General features: G+C 29.5%; 22 protein-coding genes and 2 pseudogenes. All 24 read right to left on the bottom strand.

From position 1 onward, the window contains the following. Positions 1–328: 328 nt before the first annotated feature. Positions 329–1,846 (bottom strand): recombinase family protein, encoded by a 1,518-nt coding sequence (locus JK635_RS02570; RefSeq protein WP_202652122.1) that lies wholly within the window; start codon positions 1,844–1,846, stop codon positions 329–331. Beyond that, positions 1,846–2,451: a hypothetical protein gene (locus JK635_RS02565; protein WP_202652121.1), complete on the bottom strand. Its 606-nt coding sequence runs from the start codon at positions 2,449–2,451 to the stop codon at positions 1,846–1,848. Before JK635_RS02565 ends, JK635_RS02570 begins: the two co-directional genes overlap by 1 nt. Positions 2,452–2,721: 270 nt before the next feature. Next, a complete protein-coding gene (locus JK635_RS02560; protein WP_202652120.1) occupies positions 2,722–3,222 on the bottom strand; it encodes a crossover junction endodeoxyribonuclease RuvC in 501 nt (166 codons plus the stop codon). A 273-nt stretch (positions 3,223–3,495) separates the two neighbouring features. Further along, the gene (locus JK635_RS02555) at positions 3,496–4,869 is read right to left on the bottom strand and encodes an ISL3 family transposase (RefSeq protein WP_202652119.1); all 1,374 of its coding nucleotides are present in this window, start codon (positions 4,867–4,869) and stop codon (positions 3,496–3,498) included. Positions 4,870–4,943: 74 nt separating this feature from the next. Next, positions 4,944–5,675 carry a DNA-methyltransferase gene (locus JK635_RS02550; RefSeq protein ID WP_235887844.1) on the bottom strand — a complete coding sequence of 244 codons (732 nt, stop codon included), beginning with the start codon at positions 5,673–5,675 and terminating at the stop codon, positions 4,944–4,946. Positions 5,676–5,708: 33 nt separating this feature from the next. After that, positions 5,709–5,888 carry a hypothetical protein gene (locus tag JK635_RS02545; protein WP_202652118.1) on the bottom strand — a complete coding sequence of 60 codons (180 nt, stop codon included), beginning with the start codon at positions 5,886–5,888 and terminating at the stop codon, positions 5,709–5,711. Between the two features lie 127 nt (positions 5,889–6,015). Continuing rightward, positions 6,016–6,243 (bottom strand): annotated as a pseudogene (locus tag JK635_RS24945) (zinc ribbon domain-containing protein); the annotation flags it as partial. A 15-nt stretch (positions 6,244–6,258) separates the two neighbouring features. After that, complete coding sequence (locus JK635_RS02535; RefSeq protein WP_202652117.1) at positions 6,259–7,272, bottom strand: hypothetical protein; 1,014 nt, start codon at positions 7,270–7,272, stop codon at positions 6,259–6,261. A 642-nt stretch (positions 7,273–7,914) separates the two neighbouring features. Then, positions 7,915–8,094 carry a hypothetical protein gene (locus JK635_RS02530; protein WP_202652116.1) on the bottom strand — a complete coding sequence of 60 codons (180 nt, stop codon included), beginning with the start codon at positions 8,092–8,094 and terminating at the stop codon, positions 7,915–7,917. Between the two features lie 15 nt (positions 8,095–8,109). Then, positions 8,110–8,289: a hypothetical protein gene (locus JK635_RS02525; protein ID WP_202652115.1), complete on the bottom strand. Its 180-nt coding sequence runs from the start codon at positions 8,287–8,289 to the stop codon at positions 8,110–8,112. 109 nt (positions 8,290–8,398) lie between these two features. Beyond that, positions 8,399–8,902, bottom strand: coding sequence for a dihydrofolate reductase (locus JK635_RS02520; protein ID WP_202652114.1), 504 nt, complete (start codon positions 8,900–8,902; stop codon positions 8,399–8,401). Further along, positions 8,899–9,735 carry a thymidylate synthase gene (locus tag JK635_RS02515; protein WP_202652113.1) on the bottom strand — a complete coding sequence of 279 codons (837 nt, stop codon included), beginning with the start codon at positions 9,733–9,735 and terminating at the stop codon, positions 8,899–8,901. The genes JK635_RS02520 and JK635_RS02515 overlap by 4 nt, the downstream gene beginning before the upstream one ends. A gap of 1 nt (position 9,736) precedes the next feature. Then, complete coding sequence (locus JK635_RS02510) at positions 9,737–10,324, bottom strand: sigma-70 family RNA polymerase sigma factor (RefSeq protein ID WP_202652112.1); 588 nt, start codon at positions 10,322–10,324, stop codon at positions 9,737–9,739. Between the two features lie 233 nt (positions 10,325–10,557). Further along, positions 10,558–11,268 carry a dUTP diphosphatase gene (locus tag JK635_RS02505; protein ID WP_202652110.1) on the bottom strand — a complete coding sequence of 237 codons (711 nt, stop codon included), beginning with the start codon at positions 11,266–11,268 and terminating at the stop codon, positions 10,558–10,560. Between the two features lie 67 nt (positions 11,269–11,335). Next, complete coding sequence (locus JK635_RS02500) at positions 11,336–11,578, bottom strand: thioredoxin family protein (RefSeq protein WP_202652109.1); 243 nt, start codon at positions 11,576–11,578, stop codon at positions 11,336–11,338. 27 nt (positions 11,579–11,605) lie between these two features. After that, the gene (locus tag JK635_RS02495; RefSeq protein WP_202652689.1) at positions 11,606–13,051 is read right to left on the bottom strand and encodes a ribonucleotide reductase barrel domain-containing protein; all 1,446 of its coding nucleotides are present in this window, start codon (positions 13,049–13,051) and stop codon (positions 11,606–11,608) included. A gap of 383 nt (positions 13,052–13,434) precedes the next feature. Continuing rightward, positions 13,435–13,878 (bottom strand): annotated as a pseudogene (locus JK635_RS26340) (ribonucleotide reductase barrel domain-containing protein); the annotation flags it as partial. 973 nt (positions 13,879–14,851) lie between these two features. Beyond that, complete coding sequence (locus JK635_RS02485; RefSeq protein WP_202652106.1) at positions 14,852–15,175, bottom strand: hypothetical protein; 324 nt, start codon at positions 15,173–15,175, stop codon at positions 14,852–14,854. A gap of 25 nt (positions 15,176–15,200) precedes the next feature. Beyond that, positions 15,201–15,452 carry a hypothetical protein gene (locus JK635_RS02480; RefSeq protein ID WP_202652104.1) on the bottom strand — a complete coding sequence of 84 codons (252 nt, stop codon included), beginning with the start codon at positions 15,450–15,452 and terminating at the stop codon, positions 15,201–15,203. Positions 15,453–15,673: 221 nt separating this feature from the next. After that, positions 15,674–15,877 (bottom strand): hypothetical protein, encoded by a 204-nt coding sequence (locus tag JK635_RS02475; protein ID WP_202652102.1) that lies wholly within the window; start codon positions 15,875–15,877, stop codon positions 15,674–15,676. A 34-nt stretch (positions 15,878–15,911) separates the two neighbouring features. After that, entirely contained in the window at positions 15,912–16,163 is a 252-nt protein-coding gene (locus tag JK635_RS02470) for a hypothetical protein (protein ID WP_202652100.1), read from the bottom strand. A 118-nt stretch (positions 16,164–16,281) separates the two neighbouring features. Then, complete coding sequence (locus JK635_RS02465) at positions 16,282–17,007, bottom strand: DNA-methyltransferase (protein ID WP_202652098.1); 726 nt, start codon at positions 17,005–17,007, stop codon at positions 16,282–16,284. Positions 17,008–17,018: 11 nt separating this feature from the next. Then, positions 17,019–17,252 (bottom strand): hypothetical protein, encoded by a 234-nt coding sequence (locus tag JK635_RS02460; RefSeq protein ID WP_202652096.1) that lies wholly within the window; start codon positions 17,250–17,252, stop codon positions 17,019–17,021. Between the two features lie 229 nt (positions 17,253–17,481). Next, positions 17,482–17,604 carry a hypothetical protein gene (locus tag JK635_RS24605; RefSeq protein ID WP_306792897.1) on the bottom strand — a complete coding sequence of 41 codons (123 nt, stop codon included), beginning with the start codon at positions 17,602–17,604 and terminating at the stop codon, positions 17,482–17,484. Positions 17,605–17,627: the final 23 nt, after the last annotated feature.

Here is a 17,627-nt window from a genome sequence, read left to right as displayed (position 1 = left end):
GATTATAATCACGTATGTATTCTTAACACAAGTTTAAAAGGCCCCGCCGAATGGCGAGGCCCTAATTGAACTTTGAAAAATTGTCTAGCTCCAGCGCCCAGCGACTAGTGTACTTCGGTCTTCTCCCTACGATAAGTCAACATCAAATCGCTAACGCTCTTCGTGTTTCCTTTATCTCAGTCGAACCCCTCCAGTCCATACGTCGCAAAACGGTCGCTTTTGCTTTTCGAATTATCTAGCGTTTCGTGCGGCCTCGAGGGCTGCTTCATAGTTTGGATATTATGCAACATAGTTACAACATTAAATACTATTAATGTTAATTATCCCCTTAAAGAAAATTTATAGTTATATTCACCTTTTCATTCGTTTTCTTTTCCCAAAGTATCTCACTAATTAACGATTTATAAATTCTATTTTTCTGCTCTGAGTTGTTGTCCTTTTTTATATCGTTAATAAATTGGTCAATTTTAGAAATTCTTTCTTTGTTGTTTTGTGAATCAACTGAACTGAGTTGTTTTCTTAATTTCTTTAATTCGTTTTCCAATCTCCATTTTTCTTCTTCTCTTTTTTTCTTTTTCATTTGATATTTAGGTTTGTCGTATTCTCCTTCTTCATACATTTCTTCAATTCTTTCTAGTGCAGTATCTTGTTTTACAAGTTGCTTTTCTAAACTTTCTATTTCTTTGAGTAATTGATTTTCTCTTTGTGATTCTACTTCTTCCACTTTAATCTGTTTCAATCTATCTCTTAATTGTATAGCAGATTGATAAATAGATTCTTCTATTATATCAATTGTTCCTCCATGATTACCACATTCACAAGCTGCCAATCCATCTTTATTGTGCAATGTTTTATGATGCATGATATTCCCACAAATATTACATTTTATAATTCCAGTGAAAGTATTGATTTTATTTCTAAATCGTTTTTTAGTATTATCTTTTAACATTTTCATAATTAATTCATATTCTTCTTCTGTAATTAATTGTTCATGACAATTTTGAATAACTATCCATTCATTTTCAGGTAAAGGACGAAACGGTTTGGATGTGTCTGAACGTTTTTTATTTCTATTCCCCTCGGATTTATTTCCAACCATATGACCTTGATAAATTTTAGACTTAAAAATTCTAGTAATGGTTACTGCATTCCATCTACTTCCTCCTGGTGAGGGTATCTTTCTCTTATTAAAATCCCATGCAATATCAATCGTAGAATATCCGTTTAAATATTTATCAACAGCTTCACGAACAATTTTAGCTTCTTCTTTATCTACTATTAGTTTTCCTTTTTTGTCTGGATCAGAAGTTCGATTGTAACGATAGCCAAATGGAGGATTACCGTTAGTCCATTTTCCCATATTTAATCCAATTTTTTTACCAGTCAACATACGTTTACGGATTTGTTTGTATTCCATCTTTCCAATAAATCCAAACATGTCTATCATCATATCATCAGATTCATCATTTAAGTTGTATATTTTAAATGGATTCGCAGATACTATTAATGTATTTGTATTTCGAAAAGTAGAGAAAATTCTCTCTTGGTCTGAACTTCCACCTCTTGATAATCTATCAATGTCAAATACAAATACAGCATCATACATATCGTTACTTACATCATTTAATAATTTTTGCATTTCTGGTCGATTTGTAATATCGCTTCCTGAAGCAATTTCCTCGTATACTACAAATTTCCACTTGAATTCTTTACAATATTCTTTTATCTTAGTATAGTGTTTTTCTAAGTCTACTTCCATATCACCAGTTCCACGACTTTTGCGAAGATATACAGCTACAAATTTTATTTTATTAATAACGTCATACTGTGAAGTCAATGTTGGCATTATCTATCCACCCTTTCGAATGTGACTTGTATAGAAAAAATATCTTCATTGGAAAATTTCACACCAGTATTAACCCATCGTGCTTCTCTTTCAGTTGTCAATCCCATTTTAGATGCCTTAGAAGTAATTGATAATCGTGTTCTATTTGGTAAAAGTTTGGTCAATCCTTTTCCACCCATCAATTCATAATTTTCAATTAAAATTTTAACTTCTTCATCTGTCCATTCAGAATCACCCAACATTTTTGATACTTGTTCCTCTTTATCTTTATTCTTAATATCATTTGATTTTTCTAATCCTAAAGTTCTTGCTTTGTATCTAATTCTTCTTAAATCGAATCGTGGAAACAACTGTAATAATTCATCGTTAGTTGAATGTTTATAAACCTTTTTTAGTAGTTCTATTTCTTCGTCATTCCATCTGACCATTTTTGAGTTTTCTTTACGTGTTGTTTTAATAATCCTCTTAATACCCAATTTACATGCTTTTATTCTGATTTTTTCTTTTGTGAATCGTGGAAGGATTTTTAATAATTCATCCATATCACAAGTTGGATAATTCTTTTTTAAAATCTCCTCTTCTTCTTCAGTCCATATTAATCTCATAATATACTTTCCACCTCTGAATTTGCATATGTTGCTTTTAATATATCATAATTTAGCGTATGTGGACAAGTTAAAAAGGTTGCCTTAATAGACAACCTTTAATAGTTTTATATTAATAATATTTATGTATGGTTTCTGCTATTTTTTTTACTAATTCATCAGGAACTTTATTCATTTCTTCCTTCCATTTATCTTTCATTTTATCTGAAATTATTATCATTATATATCTCCTATTACATTAAATATTTTTTGGTTTTTTCATTTTTTCACTCATTGTTTCAATTTCTTATCCCACTTTATTAATTTATTTTTAATTAAATATGTAATCGCAATAGCTAGAGCATCTGATTCATCATTATTTTTACATTCAATATATGGATAAACTAATTTCAACTTTTCCTTTACAAACTCTTTTTTAGCTTGTCCATATATAATTGTTGCTTTAATTGTAGTTGGTGCATAGTAATATTGTGGTACATGGTAAAACCACCTTTGAGTCACACCATGCACTTTCATTATTGCTTTAGTTGATTTATTATGTTGGACAAATGGTGCTTCAATCGCAACGATACTTGCTGGATATGTATTGTTTAATTCATCAAATCTATCCGTAATAAGTTTAATTCTTTCTTTATGATCGTCACGTTCATTTAATTTCTTATTTTGTTTTGTTTTCACTGAATCTACCAATATTGGATTATATGTATTTAAATCAATAATAGCTATTCCAGTATTAGATAAACTCAAATCTAATCCCCATAAATATGACAAATAATCACTCCTATTTATATATTAAACACAATACTTTAAATTATGTTTAAAGTATTTTTTTGAAATTCCAATTGTTCCTTAATAATTTTATCAATATTTTTAATTTATACTATGTATTTTTTAGCATTATTTATTTGTTCTGCTTGTTTATTTAATTGTTCTTTGATTATGCTTTCTATATTCGGAGTCGCTATATTTTGAGCAGCAACCCAATCGACATTAACATGAAATTTAGGGTATTCGACTTTCATTGGGAAAATCAAAGGGAATCGGTTAAAATTCCCCTTGCTCCAATTCATCAAATAGCCTATCAATATTCACTCTGTATGAATACTTTTCTGTATAGCTTTCTGCACATTCAACATCCTCATATTGCATAGTAAGTGAATTGAATATACGTCTGAAATTCATTTCTTTAACTTTCTTAATCTCAGTTGCCTTTGTGCCGAATAACACTTTTGCTCTTAACACTTCAAATGAATAGCCAACACCCAAACGTACAGCACGTTTAATTACATTGTTTATAGATTCTGTATAAGCATTTGTAAAGTTGCCATCAAAATAAGCAAATACTTCATTCTTTAAACGGTTAATCATACGTTGGATGCCTTTCATTTCTTTAGCATCTTTGGGGATTGATTCTTCCCATTTGTGATACATTTGGTAAGCATCATATTTCTTTTCCTGTTTGTAAACGTCACGCAATCCTTCTTTAATCCTATACGCTGTTTGGAGTTTAGGGTACTTCTCTAATACAGTATCAAGTTCATATAAGGCTTCTTCTGGAAGTTTCTCTCGATTAGAAGTAATCTTACATCTACATTTAAACAGTTCCTTCTTATCGCCTTCTGGTAGCTTAGATTGTATCTTGGCACGTATTTCATTCAGTTTCATGTTAGCCTTTTGAATAACGTGGAAATGGTCTACTACACAAAATGCTTTTGGTATAGTTTCCTTTACCGCATGACGATAACCACTGTTCATATCCATTGTAACTGCTTCAATGTTCTCGTAACCCTTCATACTTTTGATAATCCGTATTACATTTTCCTTTGAGTTATCCTGTACAAATTCAATGATTTCCTTTTTCTCAATGTCAGTGAATACTGCAAATGGTTGTTTGCGTTCAAATCCTTCTTCATGCAGATACACTTCATCAATTCCTAACACTTTTGGTGCAATCAACACGCTATCTTCATACAATCTATCAACGTGTTCCCAAAAGGCTTTCTTAACAGTTGTATCTGATATGCCGTATTGCTCGGCTACACTTTTGAATGTGTTTTTGACGCTAACTGATTCTTCACCCATACGCTTCCATAATCGCACTGTAACCTTGTCATTCCTTGCAACCGAGTTAAAGTATTCAGTGAAATCACCTCCACAATATGGACAGAAGAAACGCTTCTGATTGACTTGTATAACAACTTTCTTACCTCTTAAATCAAGGTCGGCTACTGTTCGTGGTCGCCAATCTTTCCTTTTGAAAACATGTGTCACAAAGTCGCCATTTTCATCCAATTCTACGGTTGTCCCACATTTAGTACAGAATGTTGGTGGTTCTTTGGCTTCAACAACAAACTTGTAATATTGTTCGCTATCGTAACCTTCTATTACGTTAAATTCGTCTAATCCTAAGATGTTCATGGTAGATATACATCCTTGTTTATTCGTGATGTCATATTATAGTTATCGTCAGCAGGAGGTATAACGTTTATGTATTACTTATACATTTCCAAATCATCTTCCAATTGAATTTGTTCTAAACGTTTATTTGCAAGTTCGTAGTATTCTCTTTCTAATTCAAACCCTACCCACTTTCTATTCTGTAAAGTAGAAGCAACAGCAGTTGAGGCACTACCCATAAAACAATCCAAGATAATATCATTTTCATTACTGTGTATTTTGATAATTTCTTCTAACAATTCCACAGGTTTTTGAGTAGGATGAATACGCTTTTTGTGATTAACCACAGGATAAGAGAAGATGCCATCTTCATAATTATCTCTTTGCCTATTAAATGTCCAACCCTTACCTTTCACAGCCCATACAGCACACTCATATCTCGTTACATAAAGTCTGTCTCTATTGCGTGGCATTGGATTAGTCTTAGTCCATTGTGACATTCCTTTTATGGTACATCCTTGTTTCTCTAATTCATCCCCAATTGTTCCTAAGTTTCTCCAAGCATTGAATATGATTATCGAGCCACCTTTTTTAAGTTTGCTCACTGCCAATGGTATCCACGAAGTTAGGTCAAATTCTTTATCCCATTCCCCAAAATCAACACCTTTTCTACCCATAGTATGAAAATTAGACTTTTGAGAAACGTTGTAAGGAGGGTCAGTTAATACTAAATCAACACTTTCATTTGGTAAAAGTTTCATCCCTTCCGTACAGTCCATTTGATAAATACGATTCAATTCCAAACTTCCAAGTAATTCTTTCCCCATCTAAACACTCTCCAATATTAATTTAATTTACTTTTAATTGAGAACCCATTCCAGTAGTTCCTTCTTATTCTCCAAATAGCCGATTTCTTGTTCATATCGTTCTTCATCAAATCCATTACCATTACACATAGCTTCTACTACTCTTTCAGAATACATATCTATATATTTAATTATTTTATTTAATTCATCTTGTAAAACACTCGGACTTTTCATTTTAGACACCTCATAACTATTCATATATTTGTATAATTATAATAGTGTAGATTAAGAGTATTTATTCAATAACTTGTATATTATTAAACTATCTATTCCCCATTAAAGTTGACGAATAGGGTATTGGTTATAACTGTTCATATACTATGTTTTCCCCAAGAAGTTTGGATACCCGAAATTTATTACCATAATCACAATACATACATTTAAAAGTATCTTGTGTTGGTCGCCATTCTTTTTTATTTACACTTTTATGTATATATCCGCAACATGGACATCTTCCACTCGTATGTGCTGGATTAATCATTACAACTTTAATTCCTTTTTCTTCAGCCTTATATTTAATCTTTTGCTGTAAATCATAATAAGTTCAAGTTTTTAAAAATGTATTTTCTTCTGCAATTTCACTTAAATCTTCCATTTGAATTGTTCCACATTTATTTCTTACAGCTTCATCGACAATATATCTACTCCAACAATGATTCTTAGTGTCTTTAAATCTCTTAATCTTACCTGATAATTTATTTAATGGCGTCAAACGTGTTTTTGTACCATGTCCAATACTTCCTTCACCACACCATTTACGCTGTTTCTGTAGCCTTCTTTTACGTGATTCTACTTGATTCTGAAACGATTTAATTTCTTGTGAATCTCCTACTGGTTGACGATACCACTTATTATCTGAAATAGCTAACATTGCTGGAATATTTACACCTAAGTCAATTCCCATTATTTTGTTTGTATCTAGTTGTTCTTCTTTTTTAGATTCAAAACTATATGTAACAAGTAGGTAAAATTTATTTTTATTTTTAGTAATACGACTATCACACAATTTATATGTACCATCTATAATTCTATCTAAAATTTCATATGCCCCTTTACCTGTTCGTAATTCAACTTCTATTTGACCATTTTTTAATCCACGTTCTTTTACTCCTTCTCTTGATAATAATGATAATTTACAAGTATATTTCTTCGAATTAACTTTCTTTATTTGATTAATTTGTTTTGATCTTATTGGGAAACTACCATCACGTTTATATCGCATTATGGAAATTTCACCTTTACGAATTTTTACTATATCATTTTGAAATTTATCTACTGCTTCTTTTACAGCTGTCTCACGAGTCATAGAATAAACTGATTTAGCATGATCCTCTTTTAGTATTCTATTAATATCAGCAGTTAGTGTAACACCTGTAATCTTCTTGTCTTTAGGATATTCTCCAAATCTATTAAAATAAGAAAATGAAAAGTTTTGCCAATCATATGCAAGTGAAGTTGCTTTATTTTTTAATAAGAATACTTCATATTGAATATCGCTTAGTAAATTGTATAAATCTTTTTCGTATTTTATTTCATATTTCATTGTTTTTGTTGTCATGTTAATTTACCCACCTTTTAATTTTTGTTTTTTTAGCTTTACTGTTAAATAATTAATATATATTGCAACGGATGTATTATTTTATGATTGTTTTTGGGACAAACTTACTATTTACACTCATATATGTATTGCAACTGCCAAATATCGCATATCTATTCAGTTTTCGTGTAAATTTATTCCGAGTGTATTAAATTGTTACTGTACCTCATTCAATTTCACTATCTCGGTATATCGGTGGTAAGTCACCGAAGGTAGTTTTTGGTGCGAATATTTTAGTGATTTGATGTTAGCTTACTGTTCGCACTTGTTAAGTTAATTTACAATTCATACATCTAAGCATATTGTTACTAATACAGTTTTTGTATGATTCTTGCCTTCTAAATCTTACAATTCATACATCTATGTATATTGTTACAGCGATTTTTGCTGTTTTTATAATTGAATTGTCTAGTCGGTATTTGTGACTAGTGTTTCACCTAGTTTAACTAGGAATACCTTATCGAGTGTAATTTATTCACTACTTCTCGATCTAACGCCGCTAAGTCAACGTAATATTACTATTTTTTCAGATATACTAGATGATGAATCTAGTATATCAATATATTTTACATTAGTTAATTGTTTTTGTTAAATTATTTATCATTAAGCCATCATAATATCAAATAATGTCTTGCCTTCGTATTTTGCATTGATTTCTTCAATATTTTTATCAAGATATTTAAGGAAATCATCAAAATCAAATAATCCTTTTTCAGTTAAATAATTTATTAGAATTGCTATCATGTATTTTTCTGGTAATGTATTTCTATCGAATTTTATCATTTTACACCTCAATATTTATTTTTCTTTATTATCATATAAATTCCAAATATGTACAGGACTTGGTTTATTTTCATTATGCTTAGGAAAAATAACGTTTCGTTCTTTATGATCTTCCCAATATTCATCATCAGAGTACCAGAAATTATTAACTGAACCATATATTCTACCTAATCCATCACGAATAATATTATTCATTATGTATTCACATCCTTTTATATATTTAAAAAATAGTATCATTTATCTGATACTTTGATTATATCAATTTATTTTTCATTAATCAATAGTCATGTTAAATTATTTTTATTTAAAATCTTTCATAAGTTATATAATGATAATTGTATTTATGACTTTCATCTTTATTATTTACAATATGTTCAATTATTTTCCATTCGCTAATATCTATTTCAGGAAAAAATGTATCTGCTTCATTGAATATATTATCAATTATAGTTAAATAGATACGGTCACAATAAGGTAGGAATTGTCTGTATAAAGATTCTCCACCTATAATAAATAATTCAACATCTTTATTTGCGTAATTTTCATATTCGAATAATATATCTTCAATACTATTATAAACATATACATCTGGTGGAAAATTATGTTTCGTTTTATGTGAAAGAATAATATTCTGCCGATCAGGTAAACTATGGCCAATTGAATTAAATGTATTAGCACCCATAACTACGAAATGTCCAGATGTTAATTTTTTGAAATGTTTTAAATCATTTGGTAAATGACAGAGTAGATTTCCTTGAAAACCTATTTCACGATTAAGTCCAATTGCTGTGATTAAATTTATACTCATATGGCTACTTCAATCCTTCCAATTTTCCCATGATGTTTATAATTAATTAATTTAAAATCATCAGCAGTTAATTCAAATATTGGTTTATCTGCAATTTTTAAAATTGGTAAATCAAATGACCCTAATTCTTCATAACGTCTAATTAATTCTTTTGCTTGTTTTTCGTGTTTATTATATAGATGTAAATCTTGAACAAAATGTGTAAAATATCCAACATTTAAATTACACTCTTTAGCAATAGCATGTTGTAAAGCGGCATATTGTACACAATTCCATCCTCCAGCTAATGCTGCTGTGAGTGAATCTCCACTTCTTTGTATTAACGTCATATGTAATTTACCATTCTTAACTGAAAAATGAGTGGCATAAGCACATTCAATTAATGATTTTTTAGATTTAATTTCTTGATCTTCTACACTGAACATATTCATTTGAATACGTCTACTTGTTGGATTTTTTTTAATTTCATTTAATATATAATGCATTTGTGAAGGAAATCCCATTGTTGATTTAGCAATCTGATATCCATAAGCACGTTCAATTTCTCCATTTTCATTTTTCCATGAATTCCATATCTTACTATTTAAGTCACTAATTTTGTTAGACATTTGAAAATATATCCATCTAATCTCATCTATTGCTGCTTTAAAATTTATTTCCCTTAATGTGCTTATTGGAAATCCTTGTGATAAATCATAAATATTTGCCACTTGTAAAATACGTTTTGTTTTAACTTGCTCTCCATCTTCCCATTTTGCACGATTATCTATTTCCCATTCTTGTTGAAGAATATTCTTTAAATCATTAACAGCTACCATATCAACATAACTCATTCTAAATCACTTCCCTAAGGTGTTTTAATTTATTTTTAACTTGGTATAAATGCCATTTAACATTGGAAGCAGTACATTTATACATTTTTCCAATATCTCCTGATGAATAACCTTGTGCTTTTAATTTTATAAATTCTATTTGTTTTTTAGTTAATTCTGATAGTAATTTGTTTATTTTAATTTCACTAATAGCTTCTTCTTCAACATGAACATTTTTACATGGAATTAAATCATGATAGGTATCTAATGTTGGTTCATTTTTATCATTAGGTACATTATTATCTATTGATAATAAATTAAATTTTTCAATTGAATTATACTTATTTGAATCATATTTAATAAATCCTTCACGTTTTAATTTTTCACAAATATTCCAACGAATATTATTAATTAAATGAGTAGTTATGTGTGTTCCTTTATTTATTTTATAACTTAAACATCCCTTAAATAGTCCCTCAAGACCATATTGTTTTAAGTCATCCATTTCCATTCTGTGTTGTCTACATACTCCATAAGGATCAATAAACATACGGTAAATTGTTTTATCCACCAAGTATTGATATTTATTAAAATAATCTTCAGGAGTCATACGGCAATCCTCCTATATCCTTCCAATTTGTCTTGCATTTTTTCAATTAATACATTTAGACTATCCATTTTCTTCTCCTTTTTTTATTTAAAAATAGAGAGGATATTCCACCTCCCCCTTTATTATGTACTATTTATTCTTTAAAAGTAGCATTTTATTAAGTTTCAAAGCATTTATATTTGACTATATCAATATAACTTTAAACATTTATTGTAATGATATCAAGTATTTTATTATTTACCACTACTTCCTAACATACCTAATCCCCTTTTTGATGGAATTTTTTGTAATTCTTCATATGTAATTTCTTTAACTTCAACATTAGGAACAGGTAGTAATAATCCTTGAGCAATAGCTTTCTCATATGGATAAATCAATTCATTTGTGCCTTGAACTCTATTTTTATCCTTAGTGATTACGATAGTTTTATTACTTGTATTATTAATTGGTACAAAGATTTCGTTTCGGAAACCTGAGTCGATAATTCCTGCACGAACAGACATGCAATTCGTTCCAGTTGAGCCACGTTCTTTGATGACTAATACATATTTTGGAGACATGCAACTTGCAATACCTGTAGGAATTAATTTAACTTCATTTGGTTTAATAACTAATTCAGTTTCATCAAAGTCGCAATAAATGTCATATCCTGCATCTTCATAATTCTTTGATGGAATAATAGCAGTTGGTCTAACTTTAGCAAACAGTAAAGTTTCCTTTGGTTTCCTCACTTCATTTTTATTGCCTTTCTTGTCACGATAAGGAGATAAATCAGACAGTTTCACGGTTTCTAATTTAGTTGTTCTTTCACCCGTTTCTTTGTTAAATGATGTGATAATTTCAACTTTTGCAGTATTATTATCTCTATTTAACGTATATAGTTTTGCTTTTGTTTTAAGTGGATGAACCCAAACATAATCATTTACTTTAAATCGTTTATTCATTGTATATTCTCCTTTTTTGTTTGTTGATTTATTTATTATTATGGAAGATTAAGTTAATAACATCTATTTAATTACTTAATAATTTTTCAATTGCAGATGGATTAAAACCTACAACACGATCTAAAACATCACCATTTTCATCAACTAATAATAGTGTTGGAACTCCTGAAATTCCATATTGTACTGCTAATTGAGCATCATCTTCAACATCTAATTCTTTATACTCTACACCTTGTTCATTTAAGAAATTAGTCATAATTTTACATGGTGTACATCCAACTCGTGAAAATTTTAAAATTTGTTTACTCATTATTCATCTCTCCAATATTATATTAAATTAATTGCACTTACTAACACCACAAGCAGAACAGATGCAATTTCCTTTGTCGTATGCCTTTTCTCCACAATTAGGACATTCTGCTAATTCAAACTTTTTACCTTCATTATTAGATGTTTTAACTTCAAGTTCAAATTTTTCTTTTTGAATATCCTTTAAGATTCCAGCAATTGCATATGGTAATGTCCCCATTGTTTGATCGTATGTAAGTGTATCAATTGCTTGTTGTAAATTGTCACTTGCTCCACCAAGTCTCAATAGCTTAGTAGTCATTAAACCTAATGCTTTCGCTAGACTACTAACCTCTTTAATTTTAGTTGAAACAAATACTTCCCAAACTTCTCCATCTTTCATATTGATAGTTACATAGGCTCTACCGAAATTATCACCATATGAGAATCCTACTTTATCGGTAAATCCATATAAACGTTTAGGTCGTTTTTGAATTAAAGGTTTATTCTCTACTTGTTTTGATTCTTTTAACTTTTTCAACTTTTCAGCTTCAATATGACTTTCTAATTTTGCATCTTCTTCATTTGTTGCTAACACTTGGGCTTCTCTTGAGCCATCACGATAAATTGTCATTCCTTTAAGTCCTAAATCATACGAAAGCATATATAATTCATCGGTTTGTTCAATGGTAAAATCACTAGGACAGTTAGCGGTTTTACTAATTGAAGAATCAGTCCATTTTTGAATTGCAGCTTGAACTTTAACATGATCTGATGCTTGCAATTCCATTGAAGTTACAAAATAGTCTGGTAAATCTTCAATATTATCAATATTATGTTCTTTCATATATTGTTCTGCAATATACTCCGTTTGTTTATTGACTCCTAATCTTCCTGCTCTCCAATATTCCCATGAGAAATAAGGCTCTATTCCTGATGTTGAACCACCGAATAGTTTTCTAAATAAAGGAATATTATTAATATACGTTGCTGTAGAACCTGTAGGTGCTTGAGTAAGTAATGTAACGTTTCTAATACCTTGCTTTTTAAGTTTATTTTTTAAATGTGGAAATTCTTTAAGTAATCGTTTCATAAATCCACTTTGAATAAATTGTTCATAGTCATATTTAGGAAATGCACCTTTTTCTTCTGCATAGTCCATAGATGCTTCATATGCAGTTTTAGCAATAAACTTATATAATTTATCTATAAATTCATTACCTTTATCTGAACCATAGCGCAATCCTAATTGAATCATTAATGTCCCTAATCCCATTGATCCTATTCCAACTCTACGTTCTGATAATTGTACTTGTTTATTTTCTTCCAAGAAGTATGGTGTATAATCAATAATATTATCTTGTAAGCGAACGGCAATTCTAACTGCACGTTCCAAATCATTCCACAATACATCGTTATTTTCTTTATCATAAAATCTAGATAATACGAAATGTCCTAAGTTACAAACACCAAATTCTGGTAAACCTTGTTCCAGTTATGTTATCGTAAAGGCTTTTTATCCTCTACTTCTGGAGATTTCTCTCATACCCTTTATTAGGGATACGTCTGTCAATTCAGACCAGCTCAGCATACATATTCTACTCATTGAGTAGTCGGAGACTCGTGGGAACATTTTTGCTATCATATCGCTCAGTTCCTATGCGTTACAAAGGCTATTGATGATAGCCCTCTCGGCATTAGCATATTAATATAATTAACTTAGCCTTCACCGATTTTCCCCGATGTTTTACTTGAGGCAATCTTAACTACTTAAAAATTCTATAACTTTCTCATACTTTCTAGTTATGTATAATGGTGAATATCCATTTATTTATATATTTATTTTAAGTATGGTAAAGTTTTAAATTATTTAAGTAAATCACCACAAGGATTAGTTGCAACAATTTCAGAAAAATACCAACTATTTGACTCCTTATTGTAACGCTCCATCCATACAATCCCAGGCTCTGCTGATGACCAAGCTGATTCAATCAATACATTCCATAAATTTAATGCTTTTTGATCATCTTCATTTGGAATGACCATTTTCTTTAACTCTTTTTTAGCACGTTTCACACGTTCCATAAATGCATCAGAAATACCTACTGAAATATTCGCTCCTGATAAATATCCCATCTGTTTTTTACGTTCCATAAACTTATAAATATTTGAATTATCGTCCTGACAAATGAGCATCAAAGCGCCCCTTCTATTTCCACCTTGAATAATTAAATGCACAATATCACTAAATATTTCAGCAAATTCAACATTATCAATTGTGTCTTGTTGTAATAGTTTAGCTATTAGTACGAATAATTCCATCCAACTTACTGCACCTGAACTTCTACCATTAACACCTTTTACAATGGCATTTCTATGTCTAAGTCCACTAAAATCAATACCTACAACTTTACCTTTATATGATTCTTTGATTTGAGTATTGATTCCATCAAATAATTCATCGACTGAATCACCTACTGTAAATTTATAAGAGTTGAAATTATCTAATGCTTTTTTCCATTCTTCTCGATTTGTATAAATTTCAACACTATCAAATTTTTCCAATTTAATTCTATCTTGTAATTCTCGAGAATCTTTATGTCCTTCTTCTAATAAGAATTTAAATGAAGATTTTGTTGAGTTACTACCTTTCACAGTGTTAATGTGTGAAATATTTATACCAACTCCACCTCCCCTACGCATAATGGAGGCTTCATAATAAGCTACATTTACTACATCAAGAAATTGTTCCACTGGTGTATCTTTTGCTTTTGGCGATCTATTTACAAAACAATTATAAGCTGTTAAATTAGCACGTTTGCCAGTTATAAATTCTTGACCTAGCATTAATTGAATACGTCCACCTAATGAGTATCTATAACCATCAAACAACCACCTAAACTCATTTTCCCATTTTTGTTTTAATTCATCCGTTCTTTCTACACTAGCTGCACCTTTAGCCCAACGTGTCCATAGTTGATGTGGTTCAATTTCAAGCGGCTTTTGTATTAATTCTTTTTCAACAGTATGTGTTTCATTAAATCTGTCTCTAATAACAAATTCATTGTCATTGATAATTTTTTTAATTACTCCAACCTTTTTGTTTCCCATTTCTTTATCAACAATTGCAACAATAATATCTCCAATTTCATATCCGTCATATGAAGGTATAGCATATCTATCTAATGCAATTAATTCATCTAATTGTCCATCTTTTGAAAATACCATATCTTTATGTTCAAATTGATATAATTTATTCAACAAACAACACTCCATATCTTCATTAATTGTTAATTTATTTATTATTGGCTAATTTTTTCGTTCCATATATGTATTGATCTTCTTCTGCCCCCACCCAATTTTGTTTATATACTTCTTCTAATTCTGCTAATTCAAATGGCGACTTATTTAATCTTCGTTTTGATTTGGTTTCAACTTTCTCAACAGGAATGTAATTTTCTAAAAAATGACTATCTGTTAAAACAAATTGATTACCATTTTGATCTGTAGCTATTAAATTATTTTTGTATACAGGTAACGTAACTTCTGGAGTATGTAATTCACCGTCTGCTTCAACTTTAGTGACAGAAACAAGAAATTGCTTATTGGCATATAGCATATTATTTCCCCTTATTAAGTTATTTTTATTTAAAAACTCCAATGTATTCAACATATCCATTATCTAGTCGTGCTTTTTCATTAAAGATTGAAACGGCTTCTGAACGAAAGCGACATTCATATTCAGTTAAAAATGATTTTTCTCCTACACGAATTAAAGCAAAATACTTTGTTAATTTGTTTGAGTTGAAAGGTGCTTCATAAATATTTGAGAAGATAGTTTGTTTTCCTAGTCCTGCAATTCTATGTTGCTTTTTCTTGTATGAATCTTTATACATTTGTAGTTCTCCTTTATTTCTTTTGTTTTTTTGGTCAAATTATAGTCAAAGTTTATATTTATTACTAAACTATAATACAATCAATTTGCATCACCTACCTTAAATAATAATACTGATTATATCAATTTAATTTTATTTAATCAATACCTTTAATATAATTTTGGCTATACGGATTATTGAGTTGAAAAGAATATGATAAAGTGAAGTTAAAATACTTCATCCTAAAGTTGAACTAACTTTAAATGTGGATTAATTTCACACATTTCTAATGGCAACCAACCGTAATAACCTGACCAATATTCTATCTTTGCATAGTTGTATTTTGATACTTCAAGGACTTCAAACGTTTTACCTATTATGTCCTTATGATTCCACCAATTTAAGGGGTCAGTTGTTTTGATAATCCTTATAAACTTAGGTTTCATCCAACTTACTCCTTTTCTGAAATTCACTGACCAATCAGGCGAAATTATCGTAGGATTTCTTGGTTTTCTGTTGCTGTTGCTCCTCAATTATGGTGCATTTAGATAAGTATTCATCGCAATGAATCTCAATGATTTCTCTTAGTGTTTTGCATTCTCCTTTGTACTCAACTATAACACTACGAGATATAAACTGTTCTAAAGGTTCTGTTTTCGTAACATACCCATTTGTAGTTTCGGTAACAACGTGATTACCAGTATCATTAACAATAACTGTTCCAATTTTCATAAAGTTTCCTCATATCTTTTGATAGGTTAATTATACCAATTTAAGGTGGTGATTTCAACACGATAATCCGATTTATGTCATTTTATATATTATACTTATAAAATATCATTTCAACACGTTATTCCGAATAGCCATAATTTTTAAGTCTTTTATTTGCAATATTTACGTATTTTTCTTCTAATTCATAACAAATAAAATTTCGATTATTTTTTGCACATGCTATAGCTGTTGTTCCACTACCAGCAAACGGATCAAATATAATATCTCCTTCATTGCTACTTTGTAATATTAACTTTTCTATTAATTCCAATGGTTTCTCACTAGGATGTAACTTATCTTTTCCTCTTGTGTATCTGTATTGAAAAAGATTACCCATACCACAATTATTTATATATTTAGCTTTTCCTTTTGTGCTTCTAAAAAATAAAATAAATTCAACTTGTTTTTGATAATAAGAAAAATATGTACCTTGAATTTTATCTACAACAAGGATATTCATCAATTTTAATTTGTGTTTTTCAGCTTCATTTATCATTCTAGTTAGATTTTTATCATTTGTAAAAATGTAAATATGTCCACTAGGATTAATAATCCTTGAAAATTCACTCATATAATCTTTTTCATTAACATAATTAAATAATTTATCTTGTGAATTTTCCACACCAAATACACTATTTCCACCTTTAAAACGACTTCCACCGTTCCATTTGTTTTTTCCTCCACCTGTACCTTGTGCCTGAACGAAATATGGTGGGTCTGTAACTATTAGATCAATTGAATCAGATTCAATTGATCTAATAGAAGGTATAGCATCTGTTAAAATAATTTTATTAATTTCTACCATTCATATTTCTCCTATTGAAAATAATAAAATTTATCACGAATTAATCCTTTATTTACAATTTTATCTATTGTAACAGTATAGTCTCCATTTTCAATTTCATTTAATTTTTTAACATTAACTACATCTCCAATTTCTAAATCAAAATCATCACTATTTTGAATTGGAAATACTGTTAAATCATGTTCATTAATGGCTTCAAATTGAAAGGTATCTTCATTAAAATTGAATACTACTAACTTATTCATTTTTCAATATCCTTTCTAACTCATTTTTTATTATCTTCTTATAATCCTAATAATTCTATCTCATCTATCCATTGTTTAATATCATCCATCTAAACAATCAATGAAACCTCTATAAAATCACTATCTTTAGCATTATGAATGAGTGATTTTTGAGTCATAACTGTATTACTATCTTTTAACATATAATCTGTTAGCATTCCATATATTTAATCTCCTTCACTTAACCACCTTAATCTGTATCATCATCGTCAAATATCGAGATATCGATCATTGCACCACATTCTTTACATTCGTAAATTCCCTGATTCCAGTGTTCCATTTCTTCGCCACAAATAGGGCAAATATTATCCATTTTATTATCTCCTTTCTATTAAA

The sequence above is a fragment of the Neobacillus paridis genome (genome assembly GCF_016765675.1).
GTDB classification, from domain to species: Bacteria; Bacillota; Bacilli; order Bacillales; family Cytobacillaceae; genus Neobacillus; species Neobacillus paridis.
The sequence above is the reverse complement of the archived record's forward strand: the minus strand, read 5'-3'. Positions and strand labels throughout refer to the sequence as shown.

Coding starts and splice junctions, on each gene's coding strand:
- JK635_RS02570 (WP_202652122.1), bottom strand. CDS start 1,846: ATGCCAACATTGACTTCACAGTATGACGTTATTAATAAAATAAAATTT.
- JK635_RS02565 (WP_202652121.1), bottom strand. CDS start 2,451: ATGAGATTAATATGGACTGAAGAAGAAGAGGAGATTTTAAAAAAGAAT.
- JK635_RS02555 (WP_202652119.1), bottom strand. CDS start 4,869: ATGAACATCTTAGGATTAGACGAATTTAACGTAATAGAAGGTTACGAT.
- JK635_RS02550 (WP_235887844.1), bottom strand. CDS start 5,675: ATGGGGAAAGAATTACTTGGAAGTTTGGAATTGAATCGTATTTATCAA.
- JK635_RS02545 (WP_202652118.1), bottom strand. CDS start 5,888: ATGAAAAGTCCGAGTGTTTTACAAGATGAATTAAATAAAATAATTAAA.
- JK635_RS02535 (WP_202652117.1), bottom strand. CDS start 7,272: ATGACAACAAAAACAATGAAATATGAAATAAAATACGAAAAAGATTTA.
- JK635_RS02530 (WP_202652116.1), bottom strand. CDS start 8,094: ATGATAAAATTCGATAGAAATACATTACCAGAAAAATACATGATAGCA.
- JK635_RS02525 (WP_202652115.1), bottom strand. CDS start 8,289: ATGAATAATATTATTCGTGATGGATTAGGTAGAATATATGGTTCAGTT.
- JK635_RS02520 (WP_202652114.1), bottom strand. CDS start 8,902: ATGAGTATAAATTTAATCACAGCAATTGGACTTAATCGTGAAATAGGT.
- JK635_RS02515 (WP_202652113.1), bottom strand. CDS start 9,735: ATGAGTTATGTTGATATGGTAGCTGTTAATGATTTAAAGAATATTCTT.
- JK635_RS02510 (WP_202652112.1), bottom strand. CDS start 10,324: ATGACTCCTGAAGATTATTTTAATAAATATCAATACTTGGTGGATAAA.
- JK635_RS02505 (WP_202652110.1), bottom strand. CDS start 11,268: ATGAATAAACGATTTAAAGTAAATGATTATGTTTGGGTTCATCCACTT.
- JK635_RS02500 (WP_202652109.1), bottom strand. CDS start 11,578: ATGAGTAAACAAATTTTAAAATTTTCACGAGTTGGATGTACACCATGT.
- JK635_RS02485 (WP_202652106.1), bottom strand. CDS start 15,175: ATGCTATATGCCAATAAGCAATTTCTTGTTTCTGTCACTAAAGTTGAA.
- JK635_RS02480 (WP_202652104.1), bottom strand. CDS start 15,452: ATGTATAAAGATTCATACAAGAAAAAGCAACATAGAATTGCAGGACTA.
- JK635_RS02475 (WP_202652102.1), bottom strand. CDS start 15,877: ATGAAACCTAAGTTTATAAGGATTATCAAAACAACTGACCCCTTAAAT.
- JK635_RS02470 (WP_202652100.1), bottom strand. CDS start 16,163: ATGAAAATTGGAACAGTTATTGTTAATGATACTGGTAATCACGTTGTT.
- JK635_RS02465 (WP_202652098.1), bottom strand. CDS start 17,007: ATGGTAGAAATTAATAAAATTATTTTAACAGATGCTATACCTTCTATT.
- JK635_RS02460 (WP_202652096.1), bottom strand. CDS start 17,252: ATGAATAAGTTAGTAGTATTCAATTTTAATGAAGATACCTTTCAATTT.
- JK635_RS24605 (WP_306792897.1), bottom strand. CDS start 17,604: ATGGATAATATTTGCCCTATTTGTGGCGAAGAAATGGAACACTGGAAT.